The 22232-nt window shown below is 70.2% G+C and carries 16 protein-coding genes and 1 other RNA gene; 5 read left to right on the top strand and 12 right to left on the bottom strand.

Going from position 1 to position 22232, the window contains the following annotated elements:
• Positions 1 to 2: 2 nt before the first annotated feature.
• Both AB0I59_RS02415 and AB0I59_RS02410 read right to left on the bottom strand, forming a co-directional pair.
• The gene (locus tag AB0I59_RS02415) at positions 3 to 2234 is read right to left on the bottom strand and encodes an acyl-CoA dehydrogenase family protein (RefSeq protein ID WP_061253489.1); all 2232 of its coding nucleotides are present in this window, start codon (positions 2232 to 2234) and stop codon (positions 3 to 5) included.
• 66 nt (positions 2235 to 2300) lie between these two features.
• Positions 2301 to 3194, bottom strand: coding sequence for a hypothetical protein (locus AB0I59_RS02410; RefSeq protein WP_358129227.1), 894 nt, complete (start codon positions 3192 to 3194; stop codon positions 2301 to 2303).
• 78 nt (positions 3195 to 3272) lie between these two features.
• Here AB0I59_RS02410 and AB0I59_RS02405 point away from each other — a divergent pair, with 78 nt between their 5' ends.
• Together AB0I59_RS02405 and AB0I59_RS02400 are read left to right on the top strand one after the other, a co-directional pair.
• Positions 3273 to 4355 (top strand): S1C family serine protease, encoded by a 1083-nt coding sequence (locus AB0I59_RS02405; protein WP_358129225.1) that lies wholly within the window; start codon positions 3273 to 3275, stop codon positions 4353 to 4355.
• Between the two features lie 72 nt (positions 4356 to 4427).
• The gene (locus AB0I59_RS02400) at positions 4428 to 5453 is read left to right on the top strand and encodes an adenosine deaminase (RefSeq protein WP_228645776.1); all 1026 of its coding nucleotides are present in this window, start codon (positions 4428 to 4430) and stop codon (positions 5451 to 5453) included.
• A gap of 165 nt (positions 5454 to 5618) precedes the next feature.
• Here AB0I59_RS02400 and AB0I59_RS02395 read toward each other — a convergent pair whose 3' ends face one another.
• From AB0I59_RS02395 to ftsE, 6 genes are all read right to left on the bottom strand, one after another.
• Positions 5619 to 5948, bottom strand: coding sequence for an alpha/beta fold hydrolase (locus AB0I59_RS02395; protein WP_358129222.1), 330 nt, complete (start codon positions 5946 to 5948; stop codon positions 5619 to 5621).
• Between the two features lie 144 nt (positions 5949 to 6092).
• Positions 6093 to 6478: a transfer-messenger RNA gene (gene ssrA, locus AB0I59_RS02390) on the bottom strand.
• Between the two features lie 315 nt (positions 6479 to 6793).
• Entirely contained in the window at positions 6794 to 8680 is a 1887-nt protein-coding gene (locus AB0I59_RS02385; protein WP_082776573.1) for a penicillin-binding transpeptidase domain-containing protein, read from the bottom strand.
• A 3-nt stretch (positions 8681 to 8683) separates the two neighbouring features.
• Complete coding sequence (smpB, locus tag AB0I59_RS02380; RefSeq protein WP_228645773.1) at positions 8684 to 9166, bottom strand: SsrA-binding protein SmpB; 483 nt, start codon at positions 9164 to 9166, stop codon at positions 8684 to 8686.
• A 61-nt stretch (positions 9167 to 9227) separates the two neighbouring features.
• Positions 9228 to 10127, bottom strand: a complete 900-nt coding sequence (ftsX, locus tag AB0I59_RS02375; protein ID WP_061253482.1) for a permease-like cell division protein FtsX — start codon at positions 10125 to 10127, stop codon at positions 9228 to 9230.
• Between the two features lie 75 nt (positions 10128 to 10202).
• Positions 10203 to 10892 (bottom strand): cell division ATP-binding protein FtsE, encoded by a 690-nt coding sequence (gene ftsE, locus AB0I59_RS02370; RefSeq protein ID WP_061253481.1) that lies wholly within the window; start codon positions 10890 to 10892, stop codon positions 10203 to 10205.
• 179 nt (positions 10893 to 11071) lie between these two features.
• Between ftsE and AB0I59_RS02365 the strand changes: the two genes are divergently transcribed.
• Complete coding sequence (locus AB0I59_RS02365) at positions 11072 to 11260, top strand: RING finger protein (RefSeq protein WP_061253480.1); 189 nt, start codon at positions 11072 to 11074, stop codon at positions 11258 to 11260.
• 15 nt (positions 11261 to 11275) lie between these two features.
• Here the strand turns inward: AB0I59_RS02365 and prfB are convergent, their stop codons facing one another.
• Positions 11276 to 12385, bottom strand: a complete 1110-nt coding sequence (gene prfB / locus AB0I59_RS02360; protein ID WP_061253479.1) for a peptide chain release factor 2 — start codon at positions 12383 to 12385, stop codon at positions 11276 to 11278.
• A gap of 108 nt (positions 12386 to 12493) precedes the next feature.
• Here prfB and AB0I59_RS02355 point away from each other — a divergent pair, with 108 nt between their 5' ends.
• Positions 12494 to 13555: a DUF8094 domain-containing protein gene (locus tag AB0I59_RS02355; protein WP_358129216.1), complete on the top strand. Its 1062-nt coding sequence runs from the start codon at positions 12494 to 12496 to the stop codon at positions 13553 to 13555.
• An 18-nt stretch (positions 13556 to 13573) separates the two neighbouring features.
• Here AB0I59_RS02355 and AB0I59_RS02350 read toward each other — a convergent pair whose 3' ends face one another.
• Positions 13574 to 18448 (bottom strand): NAD-glutamate dehydrogenase, encoded by a 4875-nt coding sequence (locus tag AB0I59_RS02350; RefSeq protein WP_061253717.1) that lies wholly within the window; start codon positions 18446 to 18448, stop codon positions 13574 to 13576.
• 726 nt (positions 18449 to 19174) lie between these two features.
• Here AB0I59_RS02350 and AB0I59_RS02345 point away from each other — a divergent pair.
• Complete coding sequence (locus AB0I59_RS02345; protein ID WP_358129213.1) at positions 19175 to 20650, top strand: FAD-binding oxidoreductase; 1476 nt, start codon at positions 19175 to 19177, stop codon at positions 20648 to 20650.
• 6 nt (positions 20651 to 20656) lie between these two features.
• Here the strand turns inward: AB0I59_RS02345 and AB0I59_RS02340 are convergent, their stop codons facing one another.
• A complete protein-coding gene (locus AB0I59_RS02340) occupies positions 20657 to 21460 on the bottom strand; it encodes an ABC transporter permease (protein ID WP_358129210.1) in 804 nt (267 codons plus the stop codon).
• Positions 21457 to 22176, bottom strand: a complete 720-nt coding sequence (locus AB0I59_RS02335) for an ABC transporter ATP-binding protein (RefSeq protein ID WP_358129207.1) — start codon at positions 22174 to 22176, stop codon at positions 21457 to 21459. Before AB0I59_RS02335 ends, AB0I59_RS02340 begins: the two co-directional genes overlap by 4 nt.
• Positions 22177 to 22232: the final 56 nt, after the last annotated feature.

Here is a 22232-nt window from a genome sequence, read left to right as displayed (position 1 = left end):
CGCTACTTGCCGGGTTCCGGGTCGCGCGGCAGGCCCAGCATGCGCTCGGCGATGATGTTGAGCTGCACCTCGGTGGTGCCGCCGTAGATCGTCATCGCGCGGGTCGCGAGGATCGCCCGGTTCCAGTAGCCAGGATCGCCGAGCTTCCAGTCGGCCGCGGTGACCGCCGCCGCGCCGAGGAGGCCGACCGCCGCCTGCGCGACGTTCTGCGCGTGCGAGGTGGACAGCAGCTTGCGCACCGACGCGTCCGCGCCCGGCTCGGCCCCGGCGAGCTGCTTGAGCGTGACCCGCAGCGACAGCGCGTTGATCGAGTGGCTCTCGCAGACGACCTTGGCGAGCTCCTGCCGCTCGACGGGGGTCAGCTCACGGCCGAGCCTGCCGCACAGCCCGACCAGGTCGGGGACCGAGGCACCGGTTCCGCCGGAACCCGACGACAACGACACCCGCTCGTTGGACAGCGTGTTGCGGGCGACCTTCCAGCCCTCGTTGACCTCGCCGACGACGAGGTCGTCCGGCACGAACACGTCGTCGAGGAAGACCTCGTTGAACAGGTTCTCCCCCGTCATCTCGGTCAGCGGCCGCACGGTCACGCCGGGCGACTTCATGTCCACGATGAAGTACGTGATGCCGTCGTGCTTGGGCCGCGAGGTGTCCGACCGGGCGATGCAGATGCCCCACTCGGCGACGTGCGCGACGGAGGTCCAGATCTTCTGGCCGTTGAGCTTCCAGCCGCCCTCGACCTTCTCCGCCTTCATCTGCAGCGAGGCCAGGTCGGAGCCCGCGCCCGGCTCGGAGAAGAGCTGGCACCAGATCATCTCGCCGCTCAGGGTGGGCGGCAGGAAGCGCTCCTGCTGCTCGGCGGTGCCGTACGTGACGATGGACGGCACGACCCAGGCACCGATGATCATCTGGGGCAACTTGACCTTCGCCGCGCGCAGCTCCTGATGGATCAGGACCTGCTCCAGAGGCGTGGCGTCACGCCCCCACGGCCGGGCCAGGTGGGGCAGGACGAATCCGGCGGAGGCGAGGGCCCGCTTCTGCTCGCTGCCCCGGCCGCCGGGACCATCCGGCTCGGTGGGCAGCTCGGCGATCCGGGCGATCTCCGCACGGATGGCGGCGCGCAGCGGCTCCGCCTCCTGGGGCAGGTCGATCTCCAGCTCGCGGGCGACACCGCCGAGCGCCAGCGAGGCGACCGTCTCGGCCCAGTCGGCGGAGGATCCGAGCAACGCCCGGATGGTCAGCGCCCGCCGGTAGTACAGGTGCGCGTCGTGCTCGAAGGTGTAGCCGATGCCGCCGAACGTCTGGATGGCGTCCTTGGCGCACTGCACCGCCGCGTCGGGGGCCATCACGCCCGCGATGGCGGCGGCGTAGGCCAGCTCGTCGCCGGTGGCGCGGGTCGCGTCCCACACCGTGGCCCTGGCCTGCTCCAGCGCGACGAGCATCCGGGAGATCTTGTGCTTGATTCCCTGGAACTGGCCGATCGGGCGGCCGAACTGGATCCGGACCTTGGCGTAGTCGGCCGCGGCCGAGACGCACCAGGACGCGACGCCCGACGCGTCCGCGCCGAGGACGATCGCGGCCAGGCCCCGGACGTCCGGACCCTCCAGCCCGTCGAGGACCCGTTCCGCGGGTACGGCCACCGCCGTCACCTCGACCTTGGCGACGCCACGGGTGAGGTCGAGCGACGCGATCGGCGTCACCGTCGCCTGGGAGGCGTCCAGGGCCACCCATTCCTCACCGCGATCGGTCGAGACCGGCAGCACCAGCACGTCGGCGAGTGTGCCGCCGAGCACGGGTTCGGCGACGCCGCTGACGGTCAGCACGCCGTCCTCGCGGACACCCGTGATCGAGCCGGTCAGGGCGACCGCCCCAATCAGGCTGCCGTCGGCGAGGCCGGGGAGCAGGTCGGCGTGGGCCTTGCCGTCGGCCCCCAGGACGGCGGCGCCGGCGAGGACGGTCGGCGCGATGGGGCCGGGGGCCACCCGCGCGGACAGCGCCTCGATCGCCACCGCGGCTTCGAGCAGGCCGTATCCGGCGCCGCCGTACTCCTCGGGGATGTGCAGGCCGAGCAGTCCCTGCTCGGCGAGACCGGACCAGAAGGCGGGACGTTCCTCCGCGCCGGCACCGAGGGCCGCCACCGCGCTCCGCACCACGTCAGCGGGGATGTTGCGCTCGGCCCACCTGGTGACCGACTCGCGCAGCGCCTCGTGTTCCTCGCTCAGACCGATCGCCATCTGACCCTCCACGAACGTGTCGCACCGGAATTCCCCAGAATCATATTCTGGAATGTTGTTCTCCGGCTACATCGGACGAAGGGTCCAGAAGAGCATGTTCAGGTCGTGGTACAACTCCGCTCGGGTGTCCGGAACCGTGGCGAACAACAACGCGGGTTTCTTCCCGCTCCTGCCGCCCGTGCCGCCCGTGCCGCCCGTGCCGCTCATGCCGCTCATGCCCACGACGGCCACGATCGCCTCCGACGAGTGCCTGCGCCCGTCGACCAGGTACGTGAGCCGATAGCCGAGCAGCCATCCCATGCCCCGACGCAACGGCTGCGACGCCGTCCAGGTGAGGGTGCCGCCGTCCGGCTGGAGGCGCAGCGTCCATCGGGCCGCCCTCGTCGCGACCTTCCGGTACGCGGCGTACGTGGTCAGCGTCTCCGGGACCGCGCCCGGCATCGGGCTGGAGGCGATCAGCGCCCGTCCCGCCCTCTGCGCGTACGCGAACGGGGCCGGATCCGCCTTCCGCCAGGGCCGCCCGAATCCGGCGTAGCCGATGCCGGACCTCTCGTCGACGACGAACGCCGCCGTCGGGGTGCCCTCGCCCGGGTGGACCACCATGGAACGCGCCGCGGGGACCCTGGGCAGCCGCACGACCGGGGTCGGGGAGACGACGGCGCTGGGACTGGCGCCGGGAGTGCCCGCAGGCCGCCCCTGATGGACGGGCCCCGGCGCGGCCTCCGGGCGGTCGCCGGAGAACACCACGAAGACCAGGGCGATGGCGACGACCGTGCCCACACCGGCGAGGACGGCGTAGACGAGACGGAGCGGCATCCCGCCGCCCCGGTCACGGAACCCCCAGGCCGCCGGCGGCTCGCGCCGCTCCGGCGACTGCCCGGTCTGGACCGCGTCCTCCGGGCGTAATCGGGGCATCGGGGTCGTGAACGCCTCCCGCGGGACGTCGCCAGCCTCCGCCATGACCGCAGATTACGCGACAAACGCTGATTGTCACGCTCAGTCGGGAATACCTCCCTCCACGGGGGTAGTCGCTCGCCCATGGCACGTTCACGCACCGTCACGCGCACGGCGGCAGCGATGACGCTGCTCGCCTGTGCGGCCTGCGGAGGACCGATCACCGACATGGCCGCGAAAGGCCCGGTCACAACCCGGACACCGTCGGTAACCACGACGCCGACCCCGTCACCCGGGGGCGGTCCGGCCCAGCTGGAGGCCACGTACGAGCAGGTCATCAAGAAGGTCCTGCCGTCGATCGTGCAGATCACCACGAGCCAGGGCCTCGGTTCCGGGATCATCTACGATAAGGACGGTCACATACTGACGAACGCGCACGTCGTGGGAGGTGAGGAGGAGCTCTCCGTCACCCTCGCGACCGGCGGCAAGAAGCGGACCGCCCGGCTCCTGAACGTCTTCCCCGCCGGGGATCTCGCGGTCATCAAGGTGGACAACACGCAGGGTCTGACACCCGCGTCCTTCGGCCGCTCCTCCGACCTCAAGGTGGGCCAGATCGTGCTGGCCATGGGCAATCCGCTGGGCTACTCGGGCAGCGTCACCCAGGGCATCGTCTCCGCGCTCGGCCGTACCGTCTCCGGCTCGGGCGGTCAGGGGACGCCCAGCTCGACGATCCCCAACGCCATCCAGACGTCGGCCCCGATCAACCCGGGCAACAGCGGCGGCGCGCTGGTGGACCTGACCGGCCACGTCATCGGCATCCCGACCCTGGCGGCCGTCGCCCCCGAACTGGGCGCGGCCCCCGGCATCGGGTTCGCGATCCCGAGCGACACGGCCACCGACATCGCGAGCCAGATCGTCAAGCACGGCAAGGTCGTCAACAGCCACCGGGCCGCACTCGGCGTCCAGGTGGGGACCGCCGTCGACGCGCTGGGCTCGCCCGTCGGCGTCCTCGTCGGCAGGCTCACCCGCGGCGGCTCCGCCGACAAGGCGGGGATCAGGACGGGCGACGTGATCGTCAGCATCGACGGCACCCCGACACCGGACGCGACGACCCTGACCGAGGTGCTCGCCCGGCACCAGCCCGGCGACACCGTCAAGGTCAAGCTGCTCTACCCGAGCGGGCGCGAGAGCACCATCCCCGTCACGCTCGGCGAGCTATCCGGCTGATCATGACAATCTTGTGTGAGAAAGGAGCTTTCAGCTTGGTATCGCCCTGGTGGCCGTTGTTACGGTCATCCGGTGACCGCTGCTGACCTCACCGAATTCATCGCCGGACTGCCCAAGGCCGAGCTGCACGTGCACCACGTCGGCTCCGCGTCGCCCCAGATCGTGGCCGAGCTCGCCGCCCGCCACGAGGGCTCGACGCCCGTCCCCGCCGACCCCGTCCTGCTCGCCGACTACTTCGACTTCCGCGACTTCGCGCACTTCATCGAGGTGTACCTCGCCGTGGTCGACCTGATCAGGGACCCGGAGGACGTCTGGTCGCTCTTCCACGGCGTCGGCCGCGACCTGGCCGCCCAGCGCGTACGGTACGCCGAGCTCACCGTCACACCGCACCTGCACATCCAGAGGGGGTTCGCTCCCGCCGAGTTCTGCGAGGTGATCGAGGACGCCCGCCTCGCGGTCGAGCGCGACTTCGGCACGATCCTGCGCTGGTGCTTCGACATCCCGGGAGAGGACGGCGTCCCCGGCGCCGACCAGACGCTGAAGGTGGCGCTCGAACAGCGGCCGGACGGCCTGGTCAGCTTCGGCCTCGGCGGGCCGGAGATCGGCGTGCCCCGCTCGCAGTTCGCCCCGCACTTCGCGGCGGCACGCGCCGCCGGGCTCCGCTCGGTCCCGCACGCGGGCGAGACGACCGGCGCCCCGACGGTCTGGGAGGCCCTCCGCGACCTGAAGGCCGAGCGGATCGGGCACGGCGTCCACAGTGTGGAGGACCCCGCCCTGCTCGAACACCTCGCCACCGAGGGGATCACCCTGGAGGTGTGCCCCACGTCCAACGTGCGGACCCGCGCCGTGGAGAGCCTGACCGAGCACCCCCTCGCCGCGCTGGTCAAGGCGGGAGTGCCCATCACGATCAACTCCGACGACCCGCCCATGTTCGGCACCACGCTGAACGGCGAGTACGCGGTCGCGGCCGATCTCCTCGGCCTCGACCGGGACGGCGTGGCCGACCTGGCCCGCAGCGCCGTACGCGCGTCGTTCCTCACCTACGAGGGCAAGTCGGCCCTGCTCGGCGAGATCGACGCGTACGCCGCCCGCCGGTGAACCATAGGGTCACCTCGGGCGGAGGACGAACTCGGCCACCAGCCGCACCCACTCCTCCGGACGTTCCATCAGCACGACGTGCCCGCTGTCGATCTCGGCGTACTCGCTCCCGGTTCGGCCGCAGGTTCGGCACCAGCCCCTCCACCCCGTCGGGGCCCAGCGCGTTCAGGAACTCCCGGCTGAACCCGGTGAGGGTCGAGAACCGGCCGCGAAAGCGTCGGCGTCGTCCGCGATCCGTCGCCACACGGTCATGAGGTTCCGCAGGTATTCGTCGCCCGGACCGGCCCACCCGGCCACCAGCACCAGGCTCCGTACCAGCTCGGGCCGGGTGGCCGCGAAGGCGGCGGCCACCGGCGCGCCCAGGGAGAACCCGACCAGATCGACCGGACCGGTCCCGGCGTCCCCGATCACCGCGTCGAGCTGCGCGGTCAGCGACTCCACGGTCAGGTGTTCGGCTGCTCGGGCTGCTCGGCCACGACCGCTTCGCCCGCGCACGCCCCTGGGCAAAACAAAGACCCGTGGAAGACGACTGAAAGCCGTCAACCACGGGTCTCGTCCCGGGGTTCCAGGGGGTCGTCCCCCTGGGCAAAACTAAAGACCCGTGGAAGACGACTGAAAGCCGTCGACCACGGGTCTCCCATGTGGAGGTGGCGGGAATCGAACCCGCGTCCTTCAACACCAAGACAGGGCTTCTCCGGGTGCAGCCTGTTGCGATTTTCTCAGCCCCGGCGATCTCACAGGCGAGTCGCCGACGGGCTCAGTCACTGTTTGGTTTCCCGAACGTCCCCGTGACCGGGTCGGTCGGTTGAGCCTCCTAGCGATGTCAGATCCGGGCCGGAGGCGGTCCCGGGCTGACAGAGGTCACTCGCTGCTTAGGCGGCGAGAGCCAGGGAACCCTGGCTGACCTCAGTGCGCGTGTTATTGGCACTTATTGGTTTGCGGTCACAGTGTTAACGAGGTTATGTCCGCAGTCCTCGACCCGCTTCCCCTGACTTGCAATGTCGAAGTCGAAACCGGTCACCCCCTGTTGAGTTGTCAACCCGCGCCCCGTAGGGCTCGGCATCGCAACCTTACATCCGACAACACCGGGCACGCGAACCGAAATTCCCGATCTCCCCGGCATCTCCCCGGAGAACGACGAAGCCCCCGGAGGCGCGCCACTACGCACGCCCCCGGGGGCCGACCGGCAGGGTCGAGCCGGTCCGGACGGCAGGGCTCCCCCCGAGATGGAGCCCTGGTCTCATCACGCTGACCGAGCCCGCAACCCCCCAAGCGGGCCCAGTCACTTAGAGAGACGCGTGCGAGGGGCCGAATGGTTGCTCGCCCCCCAGATTTTTCCGTCAGAGATTTTTCTGGGCCGCGCCGCGGAAGAATCGCCCGGCCACCGCCGAGGCGGCAGCGGCGTCCGTGCTCTCCGCCAGTACGGCCACCGCCACGTCTCCCTGCCAGCCGACGAACCACGACAGATCCCGCCGCTGCTTCTTCACCACGTAGCCGATTCCGGCCGCCACGCCGTACACGGGCTCACCGGGGGCGGCGGCGGCGCGGGCCGTGCCCGAGGCCACCCCGGCGCGCATGAGCGTACGGATCTGCTCGACGGCGGTGGGGTCGAGCGGGATGGGCGCGGGAGGCGCGGCCGGAGCCACCTCGGCGGTCGGGTCGGGTGACGAGGGCGAGGTGACCAGCACCGGGGGCCGCCACGTGCCGGACTTCACCGCGCCGGCGACCAGCGCCATCGTCAGAGGGTTCACCCGGACACTCTGGCCGGCGATGATCTTCGCGGTGGCCGCGTCGCTCGCCGGGATCGGGACCGAGCCGCTGAACGTGCCCAGCGGGAGCTCCCACGCGCTGCCGATGCCGAACTTCGACGCGCTGGCGGCGACGGCGTCCCCGCTGACCCGCCGGGCCAGGGACGCGAGCGCGGTCACGCAGCCACGCGCGAAATCGGACGAGAACGTGGGAGTGACGACGCCTCCGGAGTATCCGGCCTGCTCGAACCTGGCGCCGCCCACGGACCGGTCGGCGCTGCACGGCACCTTCTGCTTGGGATCGAAGCCGTTCTTCAGCAGCGCGTCGGTCGCGATGATCGAGAAGGTGGTGCCAGCGGGGTACTTCCCGGCGAGGGCGTCCTTCTGCTGGTGCATCCCCTGGGTGGAGATCGCCCGGATCTCACCGGTGGACGCCTGGAGCGCGACGAGGGCGACCCGCTGCGAGGTCGCGACGGCGCTGTCCGCCGCGGCCTGCAGGCTGGAGTCGATGGTGGTGCGGACCGACGTGTTCGCCCGGCCCGGCCACGCCTTGAGCTCCTTGACCTGCTTGCCCGCCGTGTTGAGGATGACGACCCGGGTCTCGGTGGAGCCGGTGAGCTGGTCCTGGTAGGCCTTCTGCAGCCCGTCCCGGCCGACCGTGTCGCCGGCCCGCTGCGGGCCGCCGAGCTGCTGCTCCGCCTCGGGCGTGATCGCCGCGACGCGGCCGACGATGTCTTTTGGCGACTTGGGCGCGACGGGGATGCTGTCGGTCGTGATCGTGATGCCCTTGATGGCCGTCAGCTTGTCCTTGACCTGGGCGAACGTCTTGCCGCCGAAGGTCGCGAGGGGCACGAACGCCTGCGGCGGCGACGACAGGATGCGGCTGAGCAGGCGGTCCTCGGCGAACCCGGTGACCCTGGACAGCTCCGCGCACAGCGCCGACTTGTCCTCGATCTTGTTGGGGTAGACGCCCGCGACGTACCGGATCGTCTCGTCCTGGAGGGACTCACCGGCCCGGTCGAGGATCGGCTGCCTGGCCTGTGGCTCGACGTCGACGGCGAACCGCTCCCCGGCGTGCAGCTCGGGGTGGATCACGCTCGGCGACCAGTGGATCTTCCAGCTGCCGCCGACCATGCGCAGCGGCAGCGTGCTGTCGTACTCCCACAGGGGGTTGTTCTCCCCGAGGTCGACCTCCGCGTGGTACTCGGCCTTGGCGTTCTCGCCGTCGCGCTTCACGCCCTTGAGCGAGAAGCGGAACGAGGCCGCGTCCAACTGGACGCCGACATCCTCCAGGGCCCGCCGTACGGTCGCGGGGTCCCCGTCGGCCCGGCGGGCCGCGGCGGCGTAGTCCCCGCTCTGCCAGCCCACGAGGAAGTCCCGTACGGCGTCGAGCGGGGAAGGCTCTTCGAAACAAGCCGTCAGCATGGGTACGGTCAGCCCCAGAGCCAGAGCTGCCCGTACGGCTTTCGCGGCGGACACGGCCTAGCGGCCCCCCCGACGCCGGACCGAGTTGGACATCGCACGCGCCATCTCGCGGTTGGCCTGCTTCTCCATCAGGGTCTGCCGCTTGTCGTAGTCCTTCTTGCCGCGCGCGACACCGATCTCGATCTTGGCCTTGCCGTCCTTGAAGTACAGGGCGAGGGGGACCAGCGTCAGACCGCGCTCCTTGAGGACCTGCTGGATCTTGCCGATCTCCTTGCGGTGCAGCAGCAGCTTGCGGGTGCGCCGCGCGGCGTGGTTGGTCCACGTTCCCTGGCTGTACTCAGGGATGTACACGTTGATCAGCCATGCCTCACCGCCGTCGACGGTGGCGTAGCCGTCGGTGAGATTGGCCTTTCCCGCGCGGAGGGACTTGACCTCCGTGCCGGTGAGGACGAGCCCGGCCTCGTACGTGTCCTCGATGAAGAAGTCGTGCCGGGCACGCTTGTTCTGAGCGATGAGCTTGCGCCCGATCTCACGTGGCATACAGGGAGCCTACCGGCGGCCGGAGCGTCGAGCGGCGCTGGAGAGCGCGACCATACCCCCGTCACACCCTCAGGTAACGGCGGAGGGTCACGAAGGAGGCGAGCAGACAGATGACCACACCGATGATCATCGTGACGGTGATCACGAAGGCGACCGTGTTCCAGGTGAGCGGCGCGGCCGTGTAGGTCTGGATCTGCTCGAAGATGAAGACCTTCGTGAAGATCAGGAGGACCGCGGCGAAGACGCCGCCGATCAGGCCGGCGATGACGCCTTCCATCACGAACGGCAGCTGGATGTAGACGTTCGAGGCGCCGACCAGCCGCATGATGCCGGTCTCCCTGCGCCGGTTGTACGCCGACAACCGGACCGTGTTGCCGATCAGCAGCGTCGCCGCCAACACCATCAGGATGGCCACACCGAGGGCCATGTTGCGCAGCTTCTCCATGAAGCCGAAGGCCGACTCCAGGATCTGCCGCTGGTTCACGATGTTGGAGACGCCGGCCTGACCCTTCAGGCTGTCCTGTACCGCCGTCGACTTGTCCGGGTCCTTGAGCTTGACCCGGAAGGACTCGGGCAGGTCCTCAGGCTTGATCACGGACAGCAGGATCGAGTTGTTCCCGCCGTCCTTGAAGTTCTCGTACGCCTTGGCCTGGTCCTCGAAGTCGACCCGCTCGACGTCGGGAAGGCTCTCGATCGTCTGCTTCAGGGCCGCCTTCTGCTCCTCCGTGATCGCGCCCTTGTTCTTGCACGCGGGGAAGGGACTGTTCTTCTCGCACAGGAAGACCGACAGCTCGACCTTGTCCGTCCAGTAGCCGGTCAGGGACGAGACCTGGGAGTTGATCATCAATCCGATGCCCAGGAGTCCCATACCGACCGCGACGGTCACGATGACCGCGATGGTCATCGTGAGGTTGCGGCGGAGGCCGATCCAGACCTCGGAGAAGATGAAATTGGCCCGCATGCTCCCCGTTACTCCAAACTGACTACGCGGCGCCCAGGCGGCGCCTGGCTGCCGACCTGGATCGCCACTCGTTGGCTAGTACGCCTGTCCGTACACGCCGCGCGACTGGTCGCGGACGATCTTGCCGTCCTCCAGCTCGACCACACGCTTGCGCATGGAGTCGACGATGGCCGCGTCGTGCGTGGCCATCAGCACGGTGGTACCGGTCCTGTTGATGCGGTCGAGCACCTTCATGATGCCGATGCTCGTCGCGGGGTCGATGTTTCCGGTCGGCTCGTCGGCAAGGAGGATCATAGGGCGGTTGACGAACGCGCGAGCCATGGCGACACGCTGCTGCTCGCCGCCCGACAGCTCCTCCGGCATGCGGTGGGCCTTGCCCTCCAGACCGACCAGCTCGATGACCTCGGGAACCACCTTGCGGATGAACCGCCGTGGCTTGCCGATGACCTCGAGGGCGAACGCCACGTTCTCGTAGACGTTCTTCTTGGGAAGGAGCCGGAAGTCCTGGAAAACGCATCCGATCCGGCGCCGCAGGTGCGGCACCTTGAAGTTCGAGAGCTTCGCGAGGTCCTTGCCGGCGACATGGATCGCACCGGAGTTGGGCCGCTCCTCCTTGAGGACCAGCCTGAGGAAGGTCGACTTGCCCGATCCCGAGGGACCGACGAGGAACACGAACTCGCCCTTGTCGACATCCACGCTCACGTGGTCGAGGGCGGGCCGGTTCTGGTTCGCGTAGACCTTGGTGACATTATCGAAATGGATCACGGGCGCATCACGGCATGCCAGTCTAGGGGTTGGGACATCCAGCTCGGGGGGCGCCGGTCTCTTTACGAAGGATCGACGTTCCGGTTGGCCGAAGGCCAGTCTAGGGGTAACACTGGCATGGAACGTCCATAACGGAAACAAAACGATTAGGGTCGGGCTAGCGGAAAGGTAGAGGTCCCATGAGCTGCGAACATCTGATCTGCGCCGCGTGCGCCGGCCCCGTCGTCGAGGGACGCTGCCCGGTGTGCAGGGAAGGCAGGGCCAAGGTCCACCATCACGGCTTCCTGGGGTTGTCGCCCCTGGTCATCGCCCTGACGGTGATCCTCGCCCTGGCCCTGCTCGCCCTCAAGCACGTCGGCGGCTACTGAGCCGCCGCGGCATCGCTACTGCGACTCCTGGCGGCGCATCCAGCGGATCTCGCCCTCGATGAACTCGTCGAGGTCGCCGTCCAGAACGGCGCTCGGGTTGCCCGCCTCGACGCCCGTGCGCAGGTCCTTCACGATCTGGTACGGGTGCAGCACGTAGTTGCGGATCTGGGTGCCCCATGAGGTCGTCGACTCACCACGGAGCTCGTTCATCGCGGCGGCCTCCTCCTGACGCTTGCGCTCCAGCAGCTTGGCCGACAGGACCGCCATGGCGGAGGCCCGGTTCTGCAGCTGGGAGCGCTCGTTCTGGCAGGAGACCACGATGCCGGTGGGGATGTGGGTGATCCGCACCGCGGAGTCCGTGGTGTTCACGCCCTGACCGCCGGGGCCCGAGGACCGGTAGACGTCGACGCGCAGGTCGTCCTCGTTGATGTCGATGTGGTCGGTCTGCTCGACGACCGGCACGATGTCCACACCCGCGAACGAGGTCTGGCGGCGGCCCTGGTTGTCGAAGGGGCTGATCCGGACCAGGCGGTGCGTCCCGTGCTCCCCGCGCAGCGTGCCGTACGCGTAGGGCGCCTTGACCGTGAACGTGGCCGACTTGATGCCGGCCTCCTCGGCGTACGACGTGTCGTAGACCTCGGTGGAGTAGCCCTTGCGCTCGGCCCAGCGGAGGTACATGCGGAGGAGCATCTGCGCCCAGTCCGCGGCGTCCACGCCGCCGGCCTGCGAGTTGATCGTGATGAGCGCCTCACGGGAGTCGTACTCGCCGGACAGGAGCGTCCGCACCTCCAGGGCGCCGACGTCCGACTTGAGCGAGGCGAGCTCCTTCTCGGCCTCGGCGAGCGCGTCCTCGTCGCCCTCCTCGGCCGCGAGCTCGAACAGGACGGGAAGGTCGTCGAGCCGACGGGCCAGACCCTGGACCCGGTTGACCTCGCCCTGCAGGTGGGAGAGCTTGCTGGTGACCCGCTGCGCCTGCTCCACGTCGTTCCACAGATCAGGCGCGGCAGCCTGCTCCTCCAGCTCGGCGATCTGCTTGAGCAGGGCGTCGAGGTCGAGCACGTCCTGAATGCCCTTCAGGGTGCCGGTAAGCTCGTTGATCTCTTCGGCTGGATCGATGACTGCCACGTCTGTAAAGGGTACGCGAACACCGGACCGTGCCCGTACCGCGCCTTGGCTACGATGTGCCGGTGATGTGGCCGGTGAACCGGGCCGGTGCGCGAGAGGAGGCCTCGGGTGGACGGAGCCACACGCGTGCTCGCGTTCACCTGCCGTTCCGCGCTCGCGCTCGCGCTGGTCGCCGGCACGGCCGCCTGCTCCGGCTCGGCGCCGGCACCCTCGCGCAGTCCGGTCGCGGCGACTTCGGGCGTGTCGCCCTCGCCGAGCCGGCTCCCCGCGAAACCCGCCGTGACACTCGCGGAGGCACGTGACGCGCTGGACACCTACCTCGCGACGGACGACGTCGTCCGCGCGGGCCGGGCCCAGCGGTGGATACTCCAGCTCTCCAGGGACGGGCAGCGCCCGATCACGATCGCCCAGTTCCACTCGTCCGGCAGGAAGCCGCCGCGCTACACGTGGGGCGAGCGGACGCTGCTGGTGCCCCGCCTGGGGCCCAAGGCGTCCCGCCAATGGTTCGCCGCGACCGTCGAGCGCCGCGACTCCTCCGGCGAGGTCAGGATCGCCGTGCTGACGTTCGTCCGGCAGAACTCTGCGTCGGCGTGGCAGAACAGCTTCGAGTCGCTGCTCTACGCGGGCGAGAAGGCCCCCGAGGTGTCCGTCGACGCGGACGGATACGCGACCTCCCTCGACTCCCGTGACCAGACCGTCGCGATCAGCCCCAACCTGATGGGCCCCCTGCACGCCACGATCGCCGAGGAGGGCAAGGACGGCTTCGCGTCCGGCCTGATCGCGCCCGGACCGCAGACGACCGGGTACGCGACCGAGATCAGGAAGCGGCGGGAGAAGGCGCGCCAGGCGGACTGCATGAACTACGACTCGCTGTTCGCCGCCGCCGTGGACTATCCCGTCTTCGCGCTGCGCACGAAGGGCGGCGGCGGGCTGATCCTCTACACGCTGCTGCGGACCAGCACGTGGTCACCCGTGCTCAGCTGCGGGTACGGCCGCCCGCTCGCCATCCCGAAGGACGCCCGGTGGGACCTGGGCAACCCCCTGGTGCGCAGGGACCGGCGGATCGTGGAGACGCAGCAGTACGCGAGCGCGGTGCCGCCCAAGAGCTCCACCGCGCCCGCGCACGTCATCGGCTACGACGGCCTGGTGACCAAGGCCACGACCCGCTGATCCCGTCCACTCCCGCGCCTACTCTTCCGTGTGGGGAAGGTTGCTGGACGTGACCAGGGTCCGTACGGCGCGCAGCGCCACCGAGAGGGTGGCCAGGTCGAAGTGGTCGCTCTCCCAGATCTCCGACAGCGTCTGCCTGGCCCGGCCCACAGCCGCCGCGTTCGCCTCCGACCAGCGAGCCAGCCGCTCCTCGGGAGACAGCCCGGACTCGCTGTGGAGCAGCACCTCCCTGGTCAGGGTGGCGTGCGCGGCGTACAGGTCGTCGCGGAGCGCGGAGCGCGCCATCGAGTTCCACCGGTTGTCCCGGGGCAGCGCGATGACCCGCTCCCGCAGCCTGGCGAGCTGCAGGCGGTCGGCGAGGTCGAAGTAGACCTCGGCGACCTCGTGCAGCGGGAGCCCGGTCAGCGCGGCGATCTCGACCAGGTCGAACGTGGAGTACGCGGGCACCATCACCGCGACCCGCTCGGCCAGTTCCTCCGGCACTCCGCGTGCGACGAAGCCGTCCCTGCGCTCCTCGTACGCGACGAGGTCGAGGCCGGTGAGGAGCTTGGGCAGGTGCGGGAGCAGGGCGCCCGCGCCTTCGGCGAAGAACTCCGCGGTGGAGGAGAGGTCGAGCGGCGGCCTGCGGTTGCCGAGCAGCCACCGGGTGCCGCGCTCGGAGAGCTTGCGGCCCTCCAGCAGCATCGCGATCTGGGTCGCGGTGTCCACCTCGTTGTCCAGCGCCTCGACCTGGCGGGTGAAGCTCGGCAGGTCGAAGACCTCGCGGGCGACCAGGTAGGCCCGGACGATGTCGGGCGTCGACGCGCCGGTCTCCTCGCCGAAACGGAACACGAAGCTCGTCCCGCCGAAGTTGACCACATCGTTCACGACCCGGGTCGTGATGATCTCCCGCCGGAGCGGGTGGGCGTCCATGGAGCCCTGGAACCGGTCCTGGAGCGCCGACGGGAAGTACGACACGAGCCACGGCGCGAGGTACGGATCGTCGGGCAGGTCCGAGGCGAGCAGCTCACCGTCCACCACGAGCTTGGTGTAGGCGAGCAGGACCGAGAACTCCGGCTGGGTGAGGCCGAGGCCCGCCTGACGCCGCTCGGCGAGGACCTTGTCGGAGGGGAGGTTCTCCAGCTGCCGGTTGACCAGTCCGGCCCGCTCCAGCTTCCGCAGGTAGCGCGCGTGGATGTGCAGCATGTCCGGCGCCTGCGCGCGGGCGGCGCCGAGCACCACGTTCTGCGCGTAGTTGTCGCGCAGCACCAGCTCGCCGACCTCGCCGGTCATGTCGAGGAAGAGCTGGTCGCGGTCCTTGTCGGTCATGTCGCCGTCGCGGACGACCCGGTCGAGCAGGATCTTGATGTTCACCTCGTGGTCCGAGGTGTCCACACCGGCCGAGTTGTCGATGAAGTCGGTGTTGACCAGGCCGCCGTTCAGGGCGAACTCGATCCGGCCGAGCTGGGTGAAGCCGAGGTTGCCGCCCTCGCCCACGACCTTGCAGCGCAGGTCGGCGCCGTTGACGCGCAGCCCGTCGTTGGCCTTGTCGCCGACGTCAGCGTGGCTCTCCGACGCGGCCTTGACGTACGTCCCGATGCCGCCGTTCCACAGCAGGTCGACGGGCGCCTTGAGGATCGCGCTGATCAGCTCGTTCGGCGCGAGCGCGGTCACGCCGTCGGGGATGCCCAGCGCGGCCCGCGCCTGCGGCGAGACCGGGATCGACTTGGCGGTGCGGGGCCAGACGCCGCCTCCCGCCGAGATCAGCGAGGCGTCGTAGTCGGCCCAGGAGCTGCGCGGAAGCGCGAACAGCCTGCGGCGCTCGGCGTGGCCGGTCGCCGCGTCGGGTGACGGGTCCACGAAGATGTGCCGGTGGTCGAAGGCCGCGACCAGCCGGATGTGCTCCGACAGGAGCATGCCGTTGCCGAAGACGTCTCCGGACATGTCGCCGACGCCGACGACGGTGAAGTCGGTGGTCTGGACGTCCACGCCCAGACCCCTGAAGTGGTACTTCACCGACTCCCAGGCGCCCCTGGCGGTGATGCCCATGGCCTTGTGGTCGTAGCCGACCGACCCGCCGGAGGCGAAGGCGTCCCCGAGCCAGAAGCCGTACTCCTTGGCCACCGCGTTGGCGATGTCGGAGAACGACGCGGTGCCCTTGTCGGCGGCCACCACGAGGTAGGTGTCGTCGCCGTCGTGCCGTACGACGTCACGGGGCGGGACGACCTCGCCGGCCACCAGGTTGTCGGTGATGTCGAGCAGGCCCGAGATGAACTGCCGGTAGCAGGCGATGCCCTCGGCCATCATCTCGTCCCGTCCGCCCGCGGGCGGACGCTTCACGACGAACCCGCCCTTGGACCCGGTGGGGACGATGACGGTGTTCTTCACCATCTGCGCCTTGACCAGGCCGAGGATCTCGGTGCGGAAGTCCTCCATGCGGTCCGACCAGCGCAGGCCGCCGCGGGCGACCTTCCCGAACCTGAGGTGGACGCCCTCGACCCGCGGCGAGTAGACGAAGATCTCGTACTTCGGCCGGGGCAGCGGCAGCACGCTGATCGCCTGCGGGTCGAACTTCAGCGAGATGTACGGCTTGCGCCCGCCGGACTCCGTCTTCTGGAAGAAGTTGGTCCGCAGCGTGGCCGCGATCATCTCCAGGTAGGCCCGCAGGATGCGGTCCTCGTCGAGCGAGGCGACCTCGTCCAGGGAGGCGAGGACCTCCTCCTTGAGCGCGTCGCACAGCTCCGACCTGACCTCCTCCGAGCGTCCGGGCGCGAGCCGCGCCTCGAAGTAGCGGACGAGCAGCCGGGCCAGCCTGACGTTGCCGAGCAGGACCTTCTCGATGTACTCCTGGCTGAACGTGGTCCCGGCCTGGCGCAGGTACTTGGCGTACGCGCGGAGGATCTCGGCCTGCTCCCAGGTGAGGCCGCCGGCCAGCACGAGCGCGTTGAAGCCGTCGTTCTCGACCTCGCCACGCCACAGCGCCGCGAACGCGTCGTGGAACAGCCGCTTGACGTCGTTCCTGTCGACTTCGCCCGAGGGGGTGTAGCGCAGGCCGAAGTCGTAGATCCAGGCGTCCTTGACCGCGTCGCCGTCGCGCCTGATCTCGTACGGGCGCTCGTCGACGACCTCGACGCCCATGCGCTGCAGCAGCGGCAGGGCGTGGGACAGCGAGATGTGCGCGCCGATCCGGTAGATCTTGAAGCGCCGCTCCCCCTCGGCCGCGCCGTACGGCTCGTAGAGGTTCATCCCGATGTCGCCGGTCTCGTCCTCGGAGAGCTCCTCCAGCCGCTTCAGGTCGGTGACGGCCGTGCGCGCCGGGAAGTCGGCCTTGTAGCCCTCGGGGAAGGCGTTGCCGTACCGGGCGGTGAGGGCGGTGCTCTCCTGCGGGGAGCACAGCTCGGTGATGGCGTCGACCAGGTCCTCGTCCCATGAGCGGGTGGCGGCCGCCAGCCGGGCCTCCAGCTCCTCGACGTCGACCGGCACCTCCGCCAGCGACCTGCCGCGCTCACCGCGGATCACCACGTGGAGGCGGGCCAGCGCCGACTCGCCGATCATGGTGCTGTAGTCCAGCGAGGTACCGCCGAGCGCCTTGAGCAGGATGTCCTGCATGCGCCACCGGATCTTCGTGGTGTACCGGTCACGCGGAAGGTAGACCAGGCAGGAGATGTAGCGGCCGTAGTCGTCCCTGCGCAGGAACAGCTTGACCTGCTTGCGCTCGCGCAGCCGGAGCACGCCGAGCGCGATCGGCAGCAGCTCGTCCACCGGGATCTGGAACAGCTCGGCCCTGGGGTAGGTCTCCAGGATCTCCATCAGGTCCGAGCCGTCGTGGCTGTCGGCCGGCATCCCGGCGCGGTCGAGCACCTCGGCGAGCTTGCGCCGCAGCACGGGGATCCGCGAAATCGACTCGTTGTACGCCACGTGGGTGAACAGGCCGAGGAAGCGGCGCTCGCCGATCACCTCTCCCTCGGGGGAGAAGAGCTTCACCCCGATGTAGTCGAGGTACACCGGGCGGTGCACGGTCGCCCGGCTGTTGGCCTTGGTGACGATCAGGACCTGCTTCTCGCGGGCCTTGGCGCGCAGCTCGGCCGGCATCGCGGCGAAGCTGTCCGAGCCCGCCTTGTCGGCCCGCAGGATGCCGAGACCGGTGCCCGGGATCGCGCGCAGGGTCTCGCCGTCGTCGGACTGCTCCAGGCGGTACTCCCGGGAGCCGAGGAAGGTGAAGTGGCCGTCGGCGAGCCAGCGGAGCAGCTCGACGCTGTCCTCGACGCCGGCGGGGTCCAGCCGCGACGGACCGGCCGCGATGTCCTCGGCCGTGTTCACGGCCAGCGCCCGCATCTTGGGGAAGTCCTCACCGGCGTAGCGGACGTCCTGCAGCACCCGCCGCAGGTCGCTCTCCAGCTCGCTGAGGACGGCGGGATCGGCCTGCCGGTCGATCTCGATGTGCATCCACGACTCCTGGAGGAGCTGGCCGGCGGCCTCCTCCTGGCCGGGACCGAGCATCGCGCCGGTCATGTCCCTGCGGACGCGCATCTGGGGGTGGACGACGAGGTGGGTGCCGACCTGGTGCCGGTCCAGCTCCATCGTCACCGAGTCGACCAGGAACGACATGTCGTCGGTGACGATCTGGATCACCGAGCGGCCGGGGTCCCAGCCGCACTCGTCCAGGGTCGGCGTGTAGGCGCTGACCAGCGCCCGGCCCTGGGGCCGGTGCCGCGCGAGGTGCCGGTGTGCCATCGCCGGGCCGTACACGTCGACGGGGTCGCGGTCGGCCAGGTCCTCCGGCGGGACGTGGCGATAGTAGTCGCGGAGAAAGGCGAGCGTGTCCTCGCCCGAGGGGGCTTCCGATGTGGCCGTGCACTTCTCGGCCGCGTCACGGAGCAATGTGTCCAGTGCCTCGTCCGGCCCGCGCCGCATCCGTGCCCCGTCCGGTTCCGGCTCTGTCAGCGCCGTGTCCGATTCGCGCGCCGTTCCCGGTTCGCGCCGGCTCCCCGCCGTCTCGAGCGGCATCTCGCTACTCACTCCTTTGTGAGGTACTGGGTTCTCGTGCGGTCCTGGTGGTACTGCCCCATGACGGGGCCATCGTTCCGCAAAAGGGGAAATATGTGCGGTCGGCGCCTGATTCCGGGCCGAACCTCCATTTGGCCGCCGACATCTGTGAAGTCCGCCACGTTGCGGTTTCTTCACCATGGTTCGGCTGGCCCTCGGCCGACAACCGCGGGTCATCGTGCGATCCGCGGCCTCCGGTCGCCGTCAGCGGAGAGTCCATGACCTCGTGATCCGAGGCGGACCGGCCACGCTGGGAGAGGACGGTGCGTCCAGCATCCCACAGCGCGGGTTCCGGCGGCCGCCGCGCCGGGCTGGCGAGTTCACCCGGCCGGGCGGGGTCACCCGCCCGGGGGAAGGCCCCCAGATCCCGCGATGCGACCGACGTGTCCCCGACATGTCCATCTCTCCTCAGGTGCCCGTCTCGTCTCCCGATCCCCATTGATCGGGAGCTCCACGCCACCCACGATCCCGATACCACCTCAGAACGTCACACACGTCAACTTGACCACTCCGGCTCGGTGACCAGACTGTGACCAAACCACCGCCGATCGCGGGGCGTCTCACCGAGGGAGATCGAACCTCGGGGAGTGAATCATGATCGATCGGCGCGCCTTCCTCCGTGTCTCGGCGCTGGCTGGCACGGCCATCGCGTCGGGTACCGCCCTCGCGTCCGGCACGCCCGCCTGGGCGGGTCCGCGGCCGGCGGACTGGACGGCACTGGCCCGCGGGCTCGGCGGGCGGCTGGTCCGCCCCGGTGACACGTCCTACGACGCCGCGCGCCTGGTGTTCAACACCGCCTTCGACTCCACGCGGCCCGCCGCCGTCGCCTACTGCCGGACCGCGGCGGACGTCGCCGAATGCCTGGGCTTCGCCCGGCGGTACGGCGTGGCGGTGACCTCACGGTCGGGCGGCCACAGCTACGCGGGCTGGTCGACCGGCCCGGGGCTGGTCGTCGACGTGTCCCCGATGAGCTCGGTCCGCTACTCGGGCGGCCACGCGACGGTCGGCGCGGGCGCCCGGCTGGTCGACGTCTACTCCCAGCTCGGGAAGCACGGGGTCAGCATCCCCGCCGGATCATGCCCGACGGTCGGCGTCGCCGGGCTGACGCTGGGCGGCGGCATCGGCGTGGTCTCCCGGAAGTACGGCCTCACCTGCGACGTGCTGGAATCGGCGCGGATCGTGACGGCCGACGGGCGTGTCCTCACCTGCTCCGCCACGGAGAACCCCGACCTGTACTGGGCGTCCCGTGGGGGCGGCGGCGGCAACTTCGGCGTGGCGACCTCCTTCACGTTCCGGACCCACACCACCCGCGACGTCACCGTGTTCTTCCTGCACTGGCCCTGGAGGAAGGCGGCGGCGGCCGTCAGGGCGTGGCAGGCGTGGGCGCCGTACGCGCCGGACGCGATGTGGTCCAACCTGCACCTGAACCACGACCCCTCGCCCGACGTGCAGATCGGCGGGCTGTACGTGGGCGGCAGGGCGGGCTGCGAGCGGCTCCTCGCCGATCTCGTCCACCGGGTGGGCGCGGACCCGTCGAGCCGGTGGATCAGCGCGTCGTCGTACGACCACGCCATGATGATCATGGCGGGCTGCTCCACGCTGTCCGTGTCGCAGTGCCACCGCCCCGGCTCCCTGCCCGGCCAGACCGCGAACGGGCGGCTCGTACGCGACTCCTTCTCGGCCAAGTCGCACATGGCGTACACGCCGCTGTCCGCGGCGGGGATCAGCGCGCTGATCGGGCAGGTGGCCGCGTCCGGGCGGCACTCCGTCCTCCTCGACGCCCTCGGCGGCGCGGTCGGCCGGGTCACGCCCGACGCCACCGCGTTCCCGCACCGCGAGGCCCTGTTCAGCGTGCAGTACTACGCGCACAGGGCGGGGGCGGCCGCGTGGACCCGGGCGGCCCACACGGCGATGCGGCCCCACTTCGGCGACCACGCGTACGTCAACTACATCGACCCGGAGCTGCCGGCCTGGCGGCGGCAGTACTACGGGGCCAACGCCGACCGGCTGGCCCGGGTCAAGGCCGCGTACGACCCCGGACGCCTGTTCCGTCTCCCCCAGGGCGTCTGAGGGGCGTCACGCGTCGCGGCGGCGGAACACGACGGCCGCCGCGGCGAGGGGCACCACGATGTACGCGGCGAGCACCGTCGCCGCCCAGCCCGGCGACAGGACGGCGACCCGCGCCCACGGACCCACGTAGATCTCAGGCGACGACCAGCCCAGCGCGCCCGCGACCTGGTCGGGCAGGTTCGGCAGCATCACCGCGGACAACCGCCTTCCCCACGGGTCCGGCAGGTACGTGATGAAGGCCGGGGCCACGAACAGCAGCACGACGACCGAGATGACCGCCCCGGCGGTGGACCGCGTCATCACCCCGAAGGCCAGCCCGATCAGAGCGAACGCCATCACCGAGAGACCCAGCAGGAGCAGTTGCGGCGTCTGGTGCCACAGGCCCGTGGTGTGGCCGGGGAAGGGGCGATCCCCCACGATCGCCCGGGTGACGAGAAACGTCGCGAACACCACCGCCTCCCCGGCGGCCAGCGCGACCGCGGCGACGACCCCGGTCTTGGCGGCCAGCACCGCACGCCTGGACGGCACCGCCACGAGGGTGGACCTGATCGTGCCCGTGGCGTACTCGGAGGTGATCGCCAGCACGCCGAGCACGCCCAGCGCGAGCTGGGTCACGGGAAGCGTGTACTCCTCCATCGGGATGGCGCCGAACCGCGCCCGCCGCTCGGGCGGCAGCTCGTCCCACACGACCACCCCCTGCCAGATGAACAGGGCCGCGAGGACCACGGCCACCGCTGCCACGGCGAGGATGTAGTACGTCGAGCGGACCGAGCGGATCTTCAGCCACTCGGCGGAGAGCGCCCCGGTCATCGGCCCGCCCCGAACTCCACGCTGCCGGCGGTGATCCGCAGATAGACGTCCTCCAGCGACGTCCCGTCCGGGGTCAGGTCGCGCGTCGGGGAGTCCGTGATCAGCCGTCCGCGACCGATGATCAGGAGATGGTCGGCGGTCAGCGCCATCTCGCTCATCAGGTGGCTGGACAGCAGGACGGTGCGGCCCTCGGCCGCGAGCGACCGCATCAGCTCGCGGATCCACCGGACGCCCTCGGGATCCAGGCCGTTGACCGGCTCGTCGAACAGGAGCACGCCCGGATCGCCGAGCAGCGCGGCGGCGATGCCGAGCCGCTGCCTCATCCCGAGGGAGAAGCCCCCGACACGCTTCCGCGCGACGCCCGCGAGGCCCACCTCCTCCAGCAGGGCGATCACCCGGCGCGGCCGGATCCCGTTCGTGCGGGCCAGGCTGAGCAGGTGGTCGTACGCGCTGCGACCGCCGTGCACCGCGCCCGCGTCCAGCAGCGCGCCCACGCGGTGCGCCGGCCGCCGGATCGTGGCGTAGCGGCGACCGTCGATGAGCGCCTCGCCGGAGGTCGGCGCGGCCAGGCCCAGGAGGACGCGCATGGTCGTCGACTTCCCCGCGCCGTTGGGACCGAGGAAGCCGGTGACCTGCCCCGGCCTCACTTGGAAGGACAGCCCGTCGACCGCGGTGGTGCCCCCGTAGCGTTTGACCAGATCTCTCACTTCGATCATGACCGCCACGGTCCCGTACGGAGCCGCTCGGCACATCGGACCACGGGATGACAACC

The organism is Microtetraspora glauca (genome assembly GCF_040656155.1).
GTDB classification, from domain to species: Bacteria; Actinomycetota; Actinomycetes; order Streptosporangiales; family Streptosporangiaceae; genus Microtetraspora; species Microtetraspora glauca.
The sequence above is the reverse complement of the archived record's forward strand: the minus strand, read 5'-3'. Positions and strand labels throughout refer to the sequence as shown.

Bases quoted from the DNA above. Each gene is read 5' to 3' on its own strand.
- AB0I59_RS02415 (WP_061253489.1), bottom strand. From the start codon at position 2,234: ATGGCGATCGGTCTGAGCGAGGAACACGAGGCGCTGCGCGAGTCGGTC.
- AB0I59_RS02410 (WP_358129227.1), bottom strand. From the start codon at position 3,194: ATGGCGGAGGCTGGCGACGTCCCGCGGGAGGCGTTCACGACCCCGATG.
- AB0I59_RS02405 (WP_358129225.1), top strand. From the start codon at position 3,273: ATGGCACGTTCACGCACCGTCACGCGCACGGCGGCAGCGATGACGCTG.
- smpB (WP_228645773.1), bottom strand. From the start codon at position 9,166: ATGCCACGTGAGATCGGGCGCAAGCTCATCGCTCAGAACAAGCGTGCC.
- ftsX (WP_061253482.1), bottom strand. From the start codon at position 10,127: ATGCGGGCCAATTTCATCTTCTCCGAGGTCTGGATCGGCCTCCGCCGC.
- AB0I59_RS02365 (WP_061253480.1), top strand. From the start codon at position 11,072: ATGAGCTGCGAACATCTGATCTGCGCCGCGTGCGCCGGCCCCGTCGTC.
- AB0I59_RS02350 (WP_061253717.1), bottom strand. From the start codon at position 18,448: ATGCGGCGCGGGCCGGACGAGGCACTGGACACATTGCTCCGTGACGCG.
- AB0I59_RS02345 (WP_358129213.1), top strand. From the start codon at position 19,175: ATGATCGATCGGCGCGCCTTCCTCCGTGTCTCGGCGCTGGCTGGCACG.
- AB0I59_RS02340 (WP_358129210.1), bottom strand. From the start codon at position 21,460: ATGACCGGGGCGCTCTCCGCCGAGTGGCTGAAGATCCGCTCGGTCCGC.
- AB0I59_RS02335 (WP_358129207.1), bottom strand. From the start codon at position 22,176: ATGATCGAAGTGAGAGATCTGGTCAAACGCTACGGGGGCACCACCGCG.